This window comes from Streptomyces sp. NPDC047886, assembly GCF_043204435.1.
Taxonomy (GTDB): Bacteria; Actinomycetota; Actinomycetes; order Streptomycetales; family Streptomycetaceae; genus Streptomyces.
Genome location: NZ_JBIDCF010000002.1, coordinates 377,553 through 394,636 on the forward strand (window position 1 = coordinate 377,553; position 17,084 = coordinate 394,636).

The window sequence follows — 17,084 nt, forward strand, 5'->3', positions numbered from 1 at the left end:
GGATGGGACCGCGCAGTGCGGGGCTACGAACGCCAGGAGAGCCACCGGGCTGACGACGACCACCTTTCGCGGTTCGAAGCCGAGATGGACCGGCTGAAGACCGAGCGGGAGAAGGCCGTCCAGCACGCCGAGGACCTCGGTTACCAGGTCGAGGTCTTGCGCGCCAAGCTCCACGAGGCGCGCCGCACCATCGCGTCCAGGCCCGCCTACGACAACGCGGACATCGGCTACCAGGCCGAACAGCTGCTGCGCAACGCACAGCTCCAGGCCGACCAGATGCGCTCCGACGCGGAGCGCGAGCTCCGCGAGGCCCGCGCCCAGACCCAGCGGATCCTCCAGGAGCACGCCGAGCACCAGGCCCGCCTCCAGGCCGAGTTGCACGCCGAGGCGGTGCAGCGCCGCCAGCAGCTCGACCAGGAGCTGGCCGAGCGCCGCCAGACCGTCGAGGCCCACGTCAACGAGAACGTGGCCTGGGCCGAGCAGCTGCGCGCCCGTACGGAGTCGCAGGCCCGCCGTCTGCTGGAGGAGTCCCGCGCCGAGGCGACCCAGTCCCTGGCGGCCGCCCGCGCCGAGGCGACCCGGCTCGCCGACGAGGCCCGCCAGCGGCTCGCGGCCGAGTCCGAGGCCGCCCGCGCCGAGGCCGAGGCGCTGCTGCTGCGCGCCCGCAAGGACGCCGAGCGGCTGCTGAACGCCGCGTCGACGCAGGCGCAGGAGGCCGCGAGCCACGCCGAGCGGCTGCGTACCGCCACGACCGCCGAGTCCGAGCAGGCCCGCCAGAACGCGGCCGAGCTCAACCGGGCCGCGTCCCAGCAGATGCAGGAGGCCGAGGAGCGGCTCCGGGAGGCCCGCGCGCACGCCGAGAAGGTCGTCGCCGAGGCCAGGGACGCGGCCGCCAAGCGGCTGGCGAGCGCCGAGTCGGAGAACGAGCAGCGCACCCGTACCGCCAAGGCGGAGATCGCCCGGCTGGTCGGCGAGGCCACCAAGGAGGCCGAGGCGCTCAAGGCGGAGGCCGAGCAGGCGCTCGCCGACGCCCGCGAGGCCGGCGAGAAGCTGGTCGCGCAGGCCACCGAGAAGGCCCGCGCGGCGGCCGCCGAGGACTCCGCGGCGCAGCTCGCCAAGGCGGCCCGCAGCGCGGAGGAGATCCTCACCAGGGCGTCGGAGGACGCCCAGGCCACCACCCGCAAGGCGTCCGACGAGGCCGAGCGGATCCGCCGCGAGGCCCAGTCCGAGGCCGACCGGCTGCGCGACGAGGCCGCCGCCACCGCCGAGCAGCTCAAGGGCGCCGCGAAGGACGACACCGCCGAGTACCGAGCCAAGACCGTCGAGCTCCAGGAGGAGGCGCGCCGGCTGCGCGGCGAGGCCGAGCAGCTGCGGGCGGAGGCCATCGCCGAGGGCGAGCGGATCCGCGGCGAGGCCAGGCGCGAGGCCGTCCAGCAGATCGAGGAGGCGGCGAAGACCGCCGAGGAGCTCCTCACCAAGGCGAAGGCGGACGCGGACGAGCTGCGGACGGCGGCGACCGCCGAGTCCGAGCGCGTCCGCACGGAGGCCATCGAGCGGGCGACGAACCTGCGCAAGCAGGCCGAGGAGACCCTGGAGCGCGGCCGCGCCGAGGCCGAGCGGCTCCGTACGGAGGCCGAGGAGCAGGCCGAGTCGGTGCGGACCGCCGCCGACGAGGCCGCAGCCGCGCTGCGCGAGGAGGCCGAGCGGGGCGTCGCGGCCCGGGAGGCGGAGGCCGCCGATGAGCTGTCCCGGCTGCACGCGGAGGCCGAGGAGCGGCTCACCACCGCCGAGCAGACCCTCACGGACGCCCGCGCCGAGGGCGAGCGGATCCGCCGCGAGGCGGCCGAGGAGACCGAACGGCAGCGCGCCGAGGCCGCCGAGCGGCTGCGCACGCTGCGGGAGCAGGCCGAGCAGGAGGCGGAGCGGCTGCGCACCGAGGCCGCGGCGGACGCGTCGACGGCCCGAGCCGAGGCGGAGAACGCCGCGGTACGGCTGCGCAGCGAGGCCGCGGGCGAGGCGGAGCGGCTGAAGGCCGAGGCGCAGGAGAGCGCCGACCGGGTCAGGGCCGAGGCCCAGGCCGCCGCCGAGCGGCTCAAGACGGAAGCCGCCGAGGAGTTGGCCGCCGCGCAGGCGGAGGCCGGCCGGCGCCGCCGCGAGGCCGAGGAGACCCTCGGCGCGGCTCGGGCGGAGGCGGACCAGGAGCGCAGCCGGGCGCGGGAGCAGAGCGAGGAACTGCTCGCGTCGGCCCGCAAGCGGGTCGAGGAGGCGCAGGCCGAGGCGGTGCGGCTGGTCGAGGAGGCGGACCAGCGGGCCACGGAGATGGTGTCGGCCGCCGAGCAGAACGCGCAGGCGGTACGGGACTCGGTCGCCGGGCTCCAGGAGCAGGCCGAGGAGGAGATCGCCGGGCTGCGGTCGGCGGCCGAGCACGCTGCGGAGCGGACGAGGGCGGAGGCGCAGGAGGAGGCGGACCGGGTCCGCGCCGACGCCTACGAGGAGCGGGAGCGCGCCTCGCAGGACGCCGGCCGGGTACGGGCCCGCGCCCAGGAGGAGTCGGAGGCGGCGAAGGCGCTCGCGGAGCGGACCGTCACGGACGCCATCGCGGAGGCGGAGCGGCTGAAGGCGGACACCGCCGAGTACGCCCAGCGGGTGCGGACGGAGGCGTCGGACTCGCTCGCCTCGGCCGAGCAGGACGCGGCGCGTACCCGGGCGGAGGCCCGCGGGGACGCGAACCGGATCCGTTCCGAGGCGGCCGAGCAGGCGGACCGGCTGGTCACCGAGGCGTCGGGCGAGGCCGAGCGGCTGGTCGGCGACGCGACGACGGAGGCGGAGCGGATCGCGGCCGAGGCCGCCGATGTGCTGGCGTCGGCGGAGCGGGACGCCGCCCGGCTCCGGGAGGAGGCCGTCCAGGTCAAGGCGGACGGCGAGGCCGAGGCGGAGCGGCTGCGCGAAGCGGCGCGGGCCGACGGCGAGCAGGTGCTGGACGAGGCCCGCGAGGCCGCCGACAAGCGGCGCGCGGACGCGGCCGAGCAGGCGGACCAGCTCATCAGCGAGGCGTCGGACGAGGCGGAGCGGCTGCGGGCCGAGGCCGCCGAGACGGTGGGGAACGCGCAGCAGACGGCGGAGAAGATCCGCAAGGACGCGGCGGAGCGGCTCAAGCGGACCGAGGAGACCACCGAGCAGCTGCGCTCCGAGGCGCGCGCGGAGGCGGACCGTCTGATCGACGAGGCGCGCGAGGCGGCGGCCAAGCGCCGCGCGGACGCGGCCGAGCAGGCGGACCAGCTCATCGCGAAGGCCCGCGAGGAGGCGCTGCGGGCGACGACCGAGGCGGAGGAGCAGGCAGACACGATGGTCGGCGCGGCCCGCAAGGAGGCCGAGCGGATCGTGTCCGAGGCGACCATCGAGGGCAACACCCTGGTGGAGAAGGCCCGTACGGACGCGGACGAGCTGCTGGTCGGGGCGCGCAGCGACGCCAACGCCATAAGGGAGCGCATGGAGGAGCTGCGTACCCGGACCGAGGCGGAGATCGAGGAGCTGCACGAGCGGGCCCGCCAGGAGAGCGCCGAGCAGATGAGGACGGCCGGCGAGCGGGTCGACAAGCTGGTGAAGGCGGCCGCCGAGCAGCAGGCCGAGGCGGAGGCGAAGGCCAAGGAGCTGATCGCGGACGCCAACTCGGAGGCGAGCAAGGTCCGGATCGCCGCGGTGAAGAAGGCGGAGGGCCTCCTGAAGGAGGCCAACCAGAAGAAGGCCGAGCTGACCCGCGAGGCGGAGAAGGTCAAGGCGGAGGCGGAGCGGGAGGCCGAGCAGCTCGTCGCGGAGGGGAAGCGGGAGCTGGAGGTTCTGGTGCGCCGGCGGGAGGACATTCAGGCCGAGATCTCCCGTGTCCAGGACGTGCTGGAGGCGTTGGAATCTTTCGAAGCGCCTACGGGGGGTACGAAGGAGGGCGGTGTCAAGGCAGCCGCGGCGGCAGGCGCTACCCGTTCGAGTGGCAAGTCAAACGAAGGCTAAGCCACTCAAAAGGCTGGACATTCTCCCAATCAAACGGTCATCCGCTCGATGACACGCCGCTTCGGCCCCTAGGATTCCCCCTAACACCTCACCGGTCTCATTCGACAGGAACCCCATGAGCGACACTTCCTCCCCCTTCGGCTTCGAGCTCGTGCGGCGTGGTTACGACCGCGGTCAGGTGGACGACCGCATTACCAAGCTCGTCGCCGACCGTGACAGTGCTCTGGCCCGAATCACTGCTCTGGAAAAGCGCATCGAGGAACTCCACCTCGAGACGCAGAACGCCCAGGCCCAGGTGAGCGACGCCGAGCCGTCGTACGCCGGCCTCGGCGCCCGCGTCGAGAAGATCCTCCGTCTCGCCGAGGAGGAGGCGAAGGACCTGCGCGAGGAGGCCCGTCGCGCCGCCGAGCAGCACCGTGAGCTCGCCGAGTCGGCGGCCCAGCAGGTGCGCAACGACGCCGAGGCGTTCTCCGCCGAGCGCAAGCAGAAGGCGGAGGACGAGGGCGTCCGCATCGTCGAGAAGGCGCAGGGCGAGGCGAACTCGCTGCGTGCCGAGGCGCAGAAGGACGCGCAGTCCAAGCGCGAGGAGGCGGACGCGCTCTTCGAGGAGACCCGCGCGAAGGCCGCGCAGGCCGCCGCCGACTTCGAGACGAACCTCGCCAAGCGGCGCGAGCAGTCGGAGCGGGACCTGGCCTCGCGCCAGGCGAAGGCGGAGAAGCGCCTCGCGGAGATCGAGCACCGGGCGGAGCAGCTGCGCCTGGAGGCCGAGAAGCTGCGTACGGACGCGGAGCGCCGGGCGCGCCAGACGGTGGAGACGGCGCAGCGCCAGGCCGAGGACATCGTGGCGGACGCGAACGCCAAGGCGGACCGTATCCGCAGCGAATCGGAGCGCGAGCTGGCGGCGCTGACCAACCGCCGCGACTCCATCAACGCGCAGCTGACCAACGTCCGCGAGATGCTGGCCACGCTGACCGGTGCGGCCGTCGCCGCCGCCGGTTCCCCGGTGGACGACGAGCCCGTCACCCGTGGTGTCCCGGCGCAGCAGACCCGCTGACGCCCGTACTCCGGTGGTGTTCCGGTCCTGTTCCCCCGTGAGGGCCGGCTCCCGTAGTCCGTCCTGAGGTCCGGTGGCTGAATCCGGCCCTCCATGTGGCCCCCCGTCATTCCGGTGGCGGGGGGCTTTGTGCGCCATTAGCGTGGCCCGCATGATTGAGCTGGAGGGCCTCACCAAACGGTTCGGCGCGAAGACAGCGGTCGATCAGCTGTCGTTCCAGGTCAGGCCGGGCGTGGTGACGGGTTTCCTCGGGCCGAACGGGGCGGGCAAGTCGACCACGATGCGGATGGTGCTCGGTCTGGACCTGCCGACGAGCGGGACCGTGCGGATCGACGGCCGGCACTACCGTGAGCTGGACGAGCCGTTGAAGTGCATCGGCGCGCTGCTGGAGGCCAAGGCCATGCACGGCGGGCGGAGCGCGTACAACAACCTGCTCTGTCTGGCGCAGTCGAACCGCATCCCGGAGAGCCGGGTCCCGGAGGTCCTGGAGCTCGTAGGTCTTTCGGCGGTGACCCGGAAGAAGCCGAAGAACTTTTCGATGGGCATGGGTCAGCGGCTGGGAATCGCCGCCGCGTTGCTCGGTGACCCGCGCATTCTCATGTTCGACGAACCCGTCAACGGTCTGGACCCCGAGGGAATTCACTGGATCCGCAATCTGATGAAGTCCCTGGCCGCCGAGGGAAGAACGATCTTCGTTTCCAGCCATCTGATGAGCGAAATGGCCCTGACGGCCGACCACTTGATCGTGATCGGGCAGGGCCGGCTGCTCGCGGACACCTCCATGGCGGATTTCATCCACCGCAACTCCCGCAGTTACGTACGGCTGCGCACCCCGCAGCCCGAACGCGTACGGGACGTCCTGGAGCGCGACGGGCTCACCCCCGTGCAGGCGGACGACGGGGCGCTGGAGATCGACGGTGCGACCACCGAGCGGATCGGCGAGCTCGCCGCCGAGCACGGCATCGTGCTGCACGAGCTGAGCGCCCAGCGCGCCTCGCTCGAGGAGGCCTTCATGCGGATGACGGCCGCCAGCGTCGAATACCACGCGCACCCCGAGTGGGGCGCCGGGACCAAGGGGGTCTGAACGATGGCAGCGGTTCCCGCGGTCCTGCGGTCGGAGTGGACGAAGGTCCGTACGGTCTCCTCGACCGTGTGGACGCTGGCCAGCGCGCTCGTCGTCACCGTCGCGATGAGCGCCGCGCTCTGCGCGCTGCTCAACGCGACGTTCGACGAGCTGCCGCCGCTGGAGCGGGCGACCTTCGACCCGACGCTGGTGAGCTTCTCGGGGATGGTGCTCGGACAGCTGGCGATGGTCGTCTTCGGGGTGCTGGTGGTCGGCACGGAGTACAGCTCGGGCATGATCCGTACGTCGCTGGCGGCCGTACCGCAGCGGGCCACGTTCCTGTTCGCCAAGATCGCGGTCGCCGGGGTGCTGGCCCTGGTGGTGGGCCTGGCGACGAGCTTCCTGTCCTTCTTCCTCGGCCAGGCGCTGCTGGGCGAGCACGGTACGGACATCGGCGCGGACAACGTCCTGCGCGCCGTGCTCGGCGGCGGCCTCTACATGGGGCTGATCGCCCTCTTCTCGATGGGCGTGGCCGCGATGCTGCGCTCGTCGATGCTGTCGCTGGGCATCCTGGTGCCGTTCTTCTTCCTGGTCTCGCAGATCCTGTCGGCCGTGCCGAAGGCCAAGGAGGTCGCCAGGTACTTCCCCGACCAGGCGGGCTCGAAGATCATGCAGGTGGTCCCGGAGGCGATGAACAGCGGGCCGTCGCCGTACGGGCCGTGGGGCGGGCTGGGGATCATGGTCCTGTGGGTGGCGGCGGCGCTGGCCGGCGGGTTCGTGGTGATCAAGCACCGCGACGCCTGACCGGTGCCCCGCGCCGCACGGGGACCCGCTGCTCCATGGGGCCCGTCGCCGTCCATGGGTCTTTCGGCCATATCCGGAACCGTCAAGCTCTCGATATCCTCTTACCTCTTACGGGGAGCCATGGGCCGTCGTGCCACTGCCCGCCGATGAACCGACCTGTCGATGGGGCTGAAGAATGATCGAGGCAGTCGGCCTGACCAAGCGTTTCGGCGCCAAGACCGCCGTGGACGACCTCTCCTTCCAGGTACGGCCCGGCACCGTGACCGGGTTCCTGGGCCCCAACGGCTCGGGCAAGTCGACCACCATGCGCATGATCCTCGGGCTCGACCGGCCCACGGCGGGGCGCGTCACCATCTGCGGGCACCCGTTCCGCGAGCTGCCGAACGCGCCCCGGCAGGTCGGCGCGCTGCTCGACGCCAAGGCGGTGCACGGCGGGCGTACGGCCAGGAACCACCTGCTCTCGCTGGCGCAGCTCGCCGGCATCCCCGCCCGGCGGGTGGACGAGGTGCTCGGCGTCGTCGGACTCCAGGACGTGGCCCGCAAGCGGTCGAAGGGCTTCTCGCTCGGTATGGGCCAGCGGCTGGGCATCGCCGCCGCGCTGCTCGGCGACCCGCAGGTGCTGCTCTTCGACGAGCCGGTCAACGGCCTGGATCCCGAGGGCATCCTCTGGGTGCGCAATCTGATGAAGACGCTGGCGGCCGAGGGGCGCACGGTGTTCGTCTCCTCGCATCTGATGAGCGAGATGGCGCTGACCGCCGACCACCTGATCGTGATCGGCCGCGGCAGGCTCCTCGCCGACATGGGCGTGAAGGACTTCATCGCGGCGAACTCGGCGGGCTTCGCCCGGGTCCGCACACCGGACACCGAGCCCGAGCAGCGCGAGAAGCTCACCTCCGTACTGACCGAGGCCGGCGCCCATGTGATGTCTGAGCGGGACGGGGCGCTGCGGGTGGCGGGGCTGCCCCTGCCGCGGATCAGCGACCTGGCGCACGGCGCGGCCGTCCGGCTGTGGGAGCTGTCCCCGCACCAGGCGTCGCTGGAGGAGGCGTACATGCGGATGACGCAGGGCGCCGTGGACTACCGCTCCACGACCGACGAGCGCGCGGGGCTCGCCGAGGACCCGACGGACCTCGTCCCGGCCGAGCCGGTGGTCCCCGACGTCCCGCAGCAGGGCTGGTACGTTCCGCCGCCGCCCCCGGATCCGGCGGCGGCACCCCCGGAGCCGGCCGCGCCTTCCGCGGGCCCGGCCCCCGGCACGGAGCCGGACCCCCACGCGACCGAGCACGCGCGGCCGAGGCCGCTGGACCTGAACACCGAGGACGTCCGATGACCGCCCCGCACCGGCAGCAGGCGCCGTACCGTCCGGGCGGTGCCGACGCCCACCCCTCGTACGAGTCGCCGATCGCGATCCGGCGCGCCCACCTCGGGGACGCGCTGGCCTCCGAGTGGACCAAGATCCGGTCGGTGCGGTCCACGATGTGGACACTCGGGGTGATGACGGTGGTCGTGGCGGGCCTCGGCGTGCTGCTGGCGTTCCTGGTCGCCATCGGCGGCGACCAGAGCGAGCCGCCGGCCGAGGAGACGGGGTCGGTCCTCAGTCTCGGCATGGTGGGCATGATGCTCGGCTCGGTCTGTGTGATCACCCTGGGCGTGCTGACGATCACCTCGGAGTTCGGTACGGGCCTGGTCCGTACGACGCTGACGGCGTGCCCCAGCCGGGGCCGGGTGCTCGTCGCGAAGTCGGTCGTCTTCTTCCTGCTCGTCTTCGTTCTCACGACCGTGGTCGGCACGGCGGTCGCCATGGCGCAGACCACGATCGTGGGAACCGACGGCTCGGCGACCGACGGGGACTGGCTGCGCGCGACGGTCGGCGTGGGCCTGTACATGGCGCTGCTCGGGCTGCTGTCGCTGGCCGTCGGCGCGCTCCTGCGGCACTCGGCCGGGGCGATCACCACCATGATCGGTCTGATGCTGCTGCCGTTCGTCCTGGCGATCTCGATGTACACGGAGTCGCTGGCCGACCTGCGCAACGCGCTCATCGAGTACTCGATCCCGAACCAGCTCGCCGTGCTCTACGACAGCGGCACCTCGTTCGGGGGGCCGACGGCGTGGGAACCGCTCCTGATCATGGCCGCGGTGACCGCGGTCGCGCTCGGCGGCGCCTTTCTGTCACTCACCCGCCGGGACGTCTAGATCGTCTCCGGCGGCTCCGATGCCACCATGATCCGCCGGACACTCCCTGGCGAGCCCGGCAGGGTCCGCCGGACACCCCCCGGGTGGGACACGGGCCGGCCGGCGGTCCCGGCGGTCCCAGCCGCCCCGGCGGCCGGGCGGTCAGTACCGGGGCGCGCTGCGGGACCGCTGCGTCCGGGTGGAGCGGCGGTCCTTGGCGTTCCAGCACGCCCTGTGCCAGTGGCGCCGGTCGTCCACGCCGCCGTACTCGGGCCAGGCGACGACATGGGCGATACCCGAGGGGATCTCCTGGTCACAGCCGGGGCAGCGGTACCGCTTGCCCTCGGCGCTCGCCCCGGCCACATGGCGGACCGACCAGTCCTCGCCCTGCCATGCCTCGGTCCGCTGGAAACCGCCGTAGCGGTCTCCCGCGTCGCCCGAGGTCTCGGTCGGTTTCTCGCCGCCCCTCTTCGAGGAGCGGTTGCGGCGCGGGGACACGGAACACCTCACAGGGGCCGGAGACGGACGAAAACACCCGTCCAGCGTACGGGCCCGGGAAGGCCGTCCCGGCACCCGCGCCGCCCTACCGACATCCCCGTCAGGGGCAGTTAGCGGAAAATCGCAAGAACTTCACCCGTGGCCGTTGCCTTTGGCACGTGTCAGGCGTTGTTGCCCGTGAGGGGAGCCGCGTCGGCCGTCAAGGAGGCATAAGGCGATGCGCGTGGGAACTTTCGTACTGGCGGCCCAGTTTCCCGGCCAGGGCCAGGGTGAGACGCTGCACCGCGCGGTGCGGTCCGCCGAGGTCGCCGAGGAGTGCGGGCTCGACTCCGTATGGCTCGCCGAACACCACTTCGTGCCGTACGGCGTGTGCCCCTCCGCCATCACGCTCGCCGCGCTGCTGCTCGGACGGACGCGCCGCATCCGGGTGGGCACCGCGGTCAGCGTACTGCCGACCGCCCACCCCGTGGCGCTGGGCGAACAGGCGGCGCTACTGCACCTGACCTCGGGCGGGCGCTTCACCCTCGGCGTCGGCCGGGGCGGCCCGTGGGTGGACCTGGAGGTCTTCGGCTCCGGCCTGGATGCCTACGAGCGGGGGTTCCCCGAGGCGCTGGACCTGCTGCTGCGCTGGCTGCGCGAGCCCCGGGTCGCGGCGCACGGCGAGCGCTACCGGTTCCGGGAGGTCGCGGTCGTCCCCAGACCGGACGAGGCGATCGAGGGACACCCGGGGCCGGAGACGGTCGTCGCCTGCACCTCGCTCACGAGCCTGAAGCTCGCCGCCGAGCGGGGACTGCCCATGCTGCTGGGCATGCACTGCGGCGACGAGGAGAAGGCGGAGATGGTCGCACGGTGGCGTACGGAGGCGCTCGCCGCCGGTCACACGCCCCCCGTCGTCGCGGCCATCGCGGCCCGTCATGTGTCGGCGGGCGTGGCCCAGATCGCGGATCGTACGGCGGACGCGGCGGAGACGCTGGTGAAGGCCCTGCCCGGCTGGCTGAAGCAGGGACTGGACGCCCATGTCACGGTGGACGGCCGGCACCGGGCGATGCGCGATCCCGTCGCGTACACGGAGCTGCTGTGCCGGCTGCACCCGGTGGGTTCGCCCCGGGCGGCGGCCGACCGGCTGGCGGCGACCTCCGAGCGGACCGGCATCCGGCGCTTCGCGCTGCTGGTCGAGGGCTCGGGGCAGGTTTCGGCCACGGAGGAGAACGTACGACGGCTGGGCGGTGAAGTGCTGCCGCTCCTCGAACCACCGGACGCGCCCTGATCCGGTGTGCGTGAAGGCCGCCGCTCCGGCACCTGTTGCACCTCCCGCGATGCGGAGCGGCAGCGCACGGCGTCAGCAGTCGCGCAGCTCGGGCGACTGGTTCAGCAGCTGGCCCCGGACGGAGGTGAAGCGGGCCAGCCGCTCGTCGGCCGAGGAGTCCAGCGGGAACACCGCGACGCGGTGGCAGTTCTGGAAGGCCAGACGGACGCCGAAGTGCCGCTGGAGCGCACCCCGGATCGCGTCACTCGCCAGCGCGCGCAGCAGCTGACCGCGTGCCTGCTCGTCCGGGGGCGGCGTCTGGTTGTCGGCGAACGCACCGCCGTCCACCTTCAGCTGGGCCACCAGAGAGCTGATCATCTCCCATGCGAAGGGCAGGGAGGTCCGGACGCAGTCGACGAAGTCGGCTTCGTCGACCTCGCCTCGCTCGGCCTGTTCCAACAGCGCCGGTGAGACGTCGAGCGACATGGGTTCTCCTCTCGCGACCCCGCGGAGCGAGGTCTTACGGGCAGGGCCGGAGGACGCCCCCGTACGACACGCAGAGTGCACGAGCGACAACCTCCCGCTTCCACGGTAAGCGCGCTGTCCGGACCGCACCAGGAGATTGGGGCACAACAGGCCATCGAACCAAGGGTGTTTAGAGCCGAATCGCGCACAAGCGCATGTGTCGAGTAGCGTTGCCGACCATGCGTCTCGTCATCGCCCGCTGCTCCGTGGACTACGCGGGCCGGCTCACCGCCCACCTGCCCTCCGCCCCCCGTCTGATCCTGGTCAAGGCAGACGGCAGCGTCTCGATCCATGCCGACGACCGGGCGTACAAACCGCTCAACTGGATGTCGCCGCCGTGCACCCTCAAGGAGGGCGACGGTGAGACAGAGGGCGTGTGGACGGTCGTGAACAAAGCGGGCGAGAAATTGATCATCACGATGGAGGAGATCATCCACGACTCGTCGCATGAGCTCGGGGTGGACCCGGGCCTCATCAAGGACGGCGTGGAAGCACACCTCCAGGAGCTTCTCGCCGACAGGATCGAGACACTCGGCGACGGGTACACCCTCATCCGCCGCGAGTACCCCACGGCCATCGGTCCCGTCGACATCCTCTGCCGGGACGCGGACGGCGGCACCGTCGCCGTGGAGATCAAGCGGCGCGGTGAGATCGACGGCGTGGAGCAGCTCACCCGCTATCTGGAGCTGCTGAACCGCGACCCGCACCTGGCCCCGGTGAAGGGCGTCTTCGCGGCGCAGGAGATCAAGCCGCAGGCCCGCGTGCTGGCGACCGACCGGGGCATCGGCTGTGTGGTGCTGGACTACGACGCGCTGCGCGGCATCGAGGACGACAAGCTGCGGCTCTTCTGACCGCCGGTCCCCCGACCCCTCGGTCCGGCGGCCCCTGTCGGTGATCCGGAAAGGCCCCGGGCGGCGAACACGCCGCCGCCCGGGGCCTTCCGTCGTCTGCCGTCCGTCGGCCGCCGTATGCCGGGTGCCGTAGGTCGTTTCCGGTCCGCCGACCGGTCGGCCGCCGCCGCTCAGTCGCTGGGCGCGCTGCCGCTGGGGGTCGTGCCGCCGCCTGCCGCGCCGGTGCTGTCGCCGCCCGTGGTGGTGCCGCCGCCGGCCCCGCCCGATGTGGTGACGCCGCCGGTGGTGTCCGTGCCGCCGCTGTCGCCGCCGGAGGTCGTACCGCCGCTGTCCGAGCCGCCCGTCGGGGTGCCGCCGGAGGTGGTCCCGCCGGTGTCCGTGCCCCCCGTGTCGGTGCCCCCGGTGTCCGTGCCGCCGCTGCCGGAGCCGCCGGAGTCCGTTCCACCGGTGGAACCGCCGCCGCTGGTCGGTGTGCCGCTCGTCGACGGCGAACCGCTGCCGCCGACGGACGGCGAGGTCGTGGCCGAGCCGCTGCCGCTGCCGGACGCGGTGGCGCCCGGACTCGTGGGCGTGCCCGGCGCGGACGGTGCTCCGCCGCTCCCGGCGCCGCCCGGCTGGGCCGACGAACCGGGCTGGACCGGGGTGTCGCCCGTGTCGTCGGCGGGCGCGGAGTCGTCGTCGGGCGTGTCCGTGTCCAGGCCGCCGCTGCCGCTGCCGTCGGAGTCGGGCGTGCGATCGGTGGTGACCGTGCCGGTGCCCGTCCCCGAGGGTTCGCCGCCGGAGGTCGCGCCCAGGGTGACCACGGTGCCCAGGACGGCCGCGAGGACGGCGCCCGCTCCGGCGGCGACCAGGTTCCGCCGGGTGCCCGTGAGTACGGGGAAGGGGCGGCGGCGCCCGGCCGGGGGGCCGGTGTGCGAGACGAGGGTGGGGGCGGTGCCACCGCTGCCCGGGCCCGGTTCGGTGCGGCCCGTAGACCCGGTCACGCCGAAGGCGCCTGCCGCGTGAACGCCGGCCCCGTGAGCGCCGGCCCCGTGGGCGGTGCCGCCGAGGCCCGTGCCGGCCGGGCCCATGCCGCTCGTGCCCATGGCGCTCGCACCTATGTCGCTCGTACCCGTGCCGCCCGCGCCCAGGGCCGGGCCGCCCGGGGTCGGTGCTCCGCCGCCGGGGCCCTTGGCGAGCGGGCCCGCGCCCCGGTTCGCCGGGGTGGGCGCCACCGCACCGCCGCCCCGCCCGGGGGACCCGGCCGGTGGCGTCGCGGGCGGGTCGTCCAGCGCCCCGCCGAGCCCGCCGTAGACGATGCCGCGCTCGCGGTCGGCGACGAGGGCGAGCGCCCTGCGTCCGGCGACCGTGCCGCGTTTGTCGGCGAGCGCGCCGCGCATGCCGATGGACGCCTCCAGTTCGGCGCGGGCCCGGTCCAGGTTCCCCGCGCACAGCGCCAGGACGCCCAACTCGTGGTGGAAGTACGCCTCTTCGGCGACCTCGCCGGCGATCCTGGCGGCTTCCTGGCCGCTGCGCAGCGTCCGCTCCCAGGCGTTCCAGTGGAGGCCGGCCGCGAACGCGGGGGCCGCGCCCCTGGCGAGCAGGACGGCGGCGCTGGCGTGCCCGGCCTCCTGGCTGGGCACGAGCGCGGCGAGTGCGGCGAGCACGGCGTCCGCCTCGGCGGCGGCCCGCGCGGGCGTGACCGACGGGTGGGCGACCCACCAGGCGTAGTGCTGGGCGGCGGTGTGGGCGCGGGCGACGGCACCCTCGCCGTATCCGCCTGCCACGAGCTGTTCGGTGACGCCGTTGGCCAGCCGGTACCGGGAGCCGACCGGGGTGAGCAGTCCGCAGCCGAGGAGTTCACCGACCGCGGCGTCCGCGTGGGTGTCGCCGACGAGCGCGGGCAGGTGCGCCTGGTGCGGTATCTCGCCGCCGAGCGCGACGGCGAAGCGGAGGGTCTCGCGGGCGGACTCGGAGAGCCGGGAGGCGAGCAGGACGGCGGGCGCGGCGCCCTCGCCGACGGACGGCAGGGGAAGGACGTCCCGGACGTCGGTGAAGACGTTCTCCGTGTCGTCGTCGTCCGGGTCGCCGGGTCCGGCGCGCAGTTCGTCGCGCTGCCGCAGCAGGGCGCCGGCCTGGACGAACCGCACGGGCAGGCCCTCGGACTCGAACCAGAGGTCGCCGGCCCAGTTGGCCTCGTCGTCGGTGAGCGCCCGGTCGACGCCGCGTTCCAGGAGTTCGAGGGTGCTGCCACGGCCGAGGCCGGGGAGGAAGACCTCTTCGATGGCGGCGTCGGCGGACGGCGCGGCGACGGCCGGGCTGGTGGCGAGCAGGAACGCGCACTCGGGCGCGGCGTCGAGCAGCTCGTCCAGGGCGCCGCCGCCGAACTCCAGGTCGTCGACGAGGACGACGGCGCCGATCTCGCGGACGAGGGCGAGCAGCCCGGCGCGGTCGGGCCGGTGGGCGGGGACGCGGTGGACGGCGGCGACGAGTTCGTACAGCAGCTCGGTGGGGGTGCGGTGGCGCCCGGAGAGCCGTACGACTCCGTCGGGCGCGAGGTCGGCGCAGTCGTCGGCGACGATGTCGAGGAGGCTGGTGCGTCCGGATCCCGCGGGTCCGGTGAGCCGTACGGAACGGCCGTGCGACAGGAGCCGTACGAGCCGCTCGCGCTCTTCCTGGCGGTCCAGCAGCGGCAGCCGAGGCGCCGGGGGGCCCGGCGGTACGGGAGGGGCGGCGGCGCGGGCGATCTCGGCGCGCTCGGCGCGGGTGTGGCGGGCGGGCGGCTCGGGGTGGCGGCCGGGCGGGCAGGGCTCGATCTCGCTGCCGTCGACGGGGTTGACCGTCAGCAGGAAGTCGCCGGAGATGAGCTGGGCGGTGCGCGCCGTGGCGGCGGGTGCCGGCTGGCCGAGGCCGGGCGTCAGTTCGTCGCGGGGGGCGCGTGGCCGTGCGGCGGCGCCGCCCGTGCCGACGGCGCCGGTGCCCGCGCCGTTTGCCGCGGTGTCGTGGTGGCCGTGGTCTTCCGGCCCCCGGTTCATCGGGTCCATCGGTGAAAAGCCCCCAAAAGCGCCGCGTCGAAGCCCCTCCCGGCCGATCTGCACGCTCGCTGTCGCTTCTGGTCCGGTGCCCGCCGTGTGGGTCCGTCAATTGGCAGACGTTCGAACCCTAGACGCTCGTCGGGCATCCCGGAACCTTCGGGGTGCCGGGCCGCCCAAGACATCACGGTCTCATGAGGAATGCGCGCCTGGGGCCGCCTGGGGCGTTTTGGCCCCGCATGTGACCGGCCGGTAGGACGCTCCGGGCGGCGGCCGTCGATCCGCGGCCGACGGGGGTGCTTCGCGCACCGCCGCCGGCCGGGTGCCGGGGGCCGGATACCGCTCGGACGGTCGGACGGTCGGACGGGTCGGACGGAGGGCGGACGCGGGTGCACGCGGATCGCAGACGGGTCGGAGACAGTCAAAGACAGTCGGAGACGGGTCAGACGCGGGGCAACGATTCAGCGGCGATGCCGCCCTCGATCGCGAGGATGCGGTGCAGCCGGGTGGCCACCAGCAGGCGCTGCATCTGGGGCGGCACGCCCCGCAGCACCAGCCGCCTGCCGCAACGGCCGGCCCGCCGGTGCGCGCCCATGATGACCCCGAGCCCGGTCGCGTCCCAGGAGTCGAGCCCGGCCAGGTCGAGCACCAGGTCGCCGGCTCCGTCGTCGACGGCCGAGTGCAGGATCGTACGGGCGTCCGCCGCGCTGCGGACATCGAGGCGGCCCCCGACGACCAGCTCGGTGTGGTCGCCCCTGATGTGCATATGCGCTCCCCGAGAGTGCTTCGTTACGTCAGGTCTTTCTTTTGCAACAACTGACTCCCGGACCTGCCGAGAAGTTGCCGACTGTAAGCGAACCGATACCGAATTCACCCTATGGGGTGACGGCGGTATGGCCGATGGCGCTCAGTGCTTGTAAAAGCCCTGCCCGCTCTTGCGCCCGATGTCACCCGCGTCCACCATCCGGCGCATCAGCTCCGGCGGGGCGAACTTCTCGTCCTGCGACTCGGTGTAGATGTTGCTGGTGGCGTGGAGGAGGATGTCGACGCCGGTGAGGTCGGCGGTGGCCAGGGGGCCCATCGCGTGACCGAAGCCCAGCTTGCAGGCGATGTCGATGTCCTCGGCGCTGGCGACGCCCGACTCGTACAGCTTCGCGGCCTCGACGACCAGCGCGGAGATGAGGCGCGTGGTGACGAAGCCGGCGACGTCCCGGTTGACGACGATGCAGGTCTTGCCGACGGACTCGGCGAACTCACGTGCGGTGGCGAGGGTTTCGTCGCTCGTCTTGTAGCCGCGTACCAGCTCGCACAGCTGCATCATCGGGACCGGCGAGAAGAAGTGCGTGCCGACGACGCGCTCCGGGCGCTCGGTGACCGCCGCGATCTTGGTGATCGGGATGGCGGAGGTGTTGGAAGCCAGGACGGCGTCGTCGCGCACCAGCTTGTCGAGGGCGCGGAAGATCTCGTGCTTGACCTCCAGCTTCTCGAACACGGCCTCCACGACGATGTCGGCGTCGGCGACCGCCTCGAGGTCGGTGGACGTGGTGATGCGGGCCAGCGCGGCTTCGGCGTCGGCGGCGTCGAGCTTCCCCTTGGAGACGAACTTGTCGTACGACGCCTTGATGCCGTCCGTGCCCCGTGTGAGGGCCTCGTCGGTGACGTCGCGCAGCACGACGTCCCAGCCCGCCTGGGCCGAGACCTGCGCGATTCCGGACCCCATGAGTCCGGCCCCGATGACGGCGAGCTTCCTGGCCACGATCTACCCCTTAACACGCGTTCACAATTCGCCTCTTCGGCGGGAGGTTAGCGCCCGGGAGCGGTGCTGTGGCGGTGAAGAGATGCGCGTCACGTCTCA

General features: G+C 73.2%; 13 protein-coding genes. 8 read left to right on the forward strand and 5 right to left on the reverse strand.

The window, feature by feature from the left end:
- Positions 1–15 precede the first annotated feature (15 nt).
- The 6 genes from scy (at position 16) to ACGF5U_RS07420 (ending at position 9,119) form a co-directional block, all read left to right on the forward strand.
- On the forward strand, positions 16–4,005 hold the full coding sequence (gene scy, locus ACGF5U_RS07395) for a polarized growth protein Scy (RefSeq protein ID WP_392711073.1): 3,990 nt from the start codon (positions 16–18) through the stop codon (positions 4,003–4,005).
- 115 nt (positions 4,006–4,120) lie between these two features.
- The gene (locus ACGF5U_RS07400) at positions 4,121–5,059 is read left to right on the forward strand and encodes a cellulose-binding protein (protein ID WP_392711074.1); all 939 of its coding nucleotides are present in this window, start codon (positions 4,121–4,123) and stop codon (positions 5,057–5,059) included.
- Positions 5,060–5,210: 151 nt separating this feature from the next.
- Entirely contained in the window at positions 5,211–6,143 is a 933-nt protein-coding gene (locus ACGF5U_RS07405; RefSeq protein ID WP_392711076.1) for an ABC transporter ATP-binding protein, read from the forward strand.
- Positions 6,144–6,146: 3 nt separating this feature from the next.
- A complete protein-coding gene (locus tag ACGF5U_RS07410) occupies positions 6,147–6,926 on the forward strand; it encodes an ABC transporter permease (protein WP_392711077.1) in 780 nt (259 codons plus the stop codon).
- A gap of 175 nt (positions 6,927–7,101) precedes the next feature.
- On the forward strand, positions 7,102–8,256 hold the full coding sequence (locus ACGF5U_RS07415; protein WP_392711078.1) for an ABC transporter ATP-binding protein: 1,155 nt from the start codon (positions 7,102–7,104) through the stop codon (positions 8,254–8,256).
- Positions 8,253–9,119 (forward strand): ABC transporter permease subunit, encoded by an 867-nt coding sequence (locus ACGF5U_RS07420; protein ID WP_392711080.1) that lies wholly within the window; start codon positions 8,253–8,255, stop codon positions 9,117–9,119. Before ACGF5U_RS07415 ends, ACGF5U_RS07420 begins: the two co-directional genes overlap by 4 nt.
- 141 nt (positions 9,120–9,260) lie before the next feature.
- Here ACGF5U_RS07420 and ACGF5U_RS07425 read toward each other — a convergent pair whose 3' ends face one another.
- Entirely contained in the window at positions 9,261–9,596 is a 336-nt protein-coding gene (locus tag ACGF5U_RS07425) for an ATP/GTP-binding protein (protein WP_392711082.1), read from the reverse strand.
- A 217-nt stretch (positions 9,597–9,813) separates the two neighbouring features.
- On the opposite strand from ACGF5U_RS07425, the gene ACGF5U_RS07430 reads away from it, so the two are divergent.
- Entirely contained in the window at positions 9,814–10,863 is a 1,050-nt protein-coding gene (locus ACGF5U_RS07430; RefSeq protein WP_392711084.1) for an LLM class flavin-dependent oxidoreductase, read from the forward strand.
- Between the two features lie 72 nt (positions 10,864–10,935).
- Here ACGF5U_RS07430 and ACGF5U_RS07435 read toward each other — a convergent pair whose 3' ends face one another.
- Entirely contained in the window at positions 10,936–11,328 is a 393-nt protein-coding gene (locus ACGF5U_RS07435) for an SCO5389 family protein (RefSeq protein WP_392711085.1), read from the reverse strand.
- 218 nt (positions 11,329–11,546) lie between these two features.
- On the opposite strand from ACGF5U_RS07435, the gene nucS reads away from it, so the two are divergent.
- On the forward strand, positions 11,547–12,218 hold the full coding sequence (gene nucS, locus ACGF5U_RS07440) for an endonuclease NucS (RefSeq protein WP_392711087.1): 672 nt from the start codon (positions 11,547–11,549) through the stop codon (positions 12,216–12,218).
- A 170-nt stretch (positions 12,219–12,388) separates the two neighbouring features.
- Here nucS and ACGF5U_RS07445 read toward each other — a convergent pair whose 3' ends face one another.
- From ACGF5U_RS07445 to ACGF5U_RS07455, 3 genes are all read right to left on the reverse strand, one after another.
- The gene (locus ACGF5U_RS07445; RefSeq protein ID WP_392711088.1) at positions 12,389–15,241 is read right to left on the reverse strand and encodes an ATP-binding protein; all 2,853 of its coding nucleotides are present in this window, start codon (positions 15,239–15,241) and stop codon (positions 12,389–12,391) included.
- 430 nt (positions 15,242–15,671) lie between these two features.
- The gene (locus tag ACGF5U_RS07450; protein WP_392711089.1) at positions 15,672–15,995 is read right to left on the reverse strand and encodes an STAS domain-containing protein; all 324 of its coding nucleotides are present in this window, start codon (positions 15,993–15,995) and stop codon (positions 15,672–15,674) included.
- A 141-nt stretch (positions 15,996–16,136) separates the two neighbouring features.
- Positions 16,137–16,985, reverse strand: coding sequence for a 3-hydroxyacyl-CoA dehydrogenase family protein (locus tag ACGF5U_RS07455; RefSeq protein ID WP_392711090.1), 849 nt, complete (start codon positions 16,983–16,985; stop codon positions 16,137–16,139).
- Positions 16,986–17,084 lie beyond the last annotated feature (99 nt).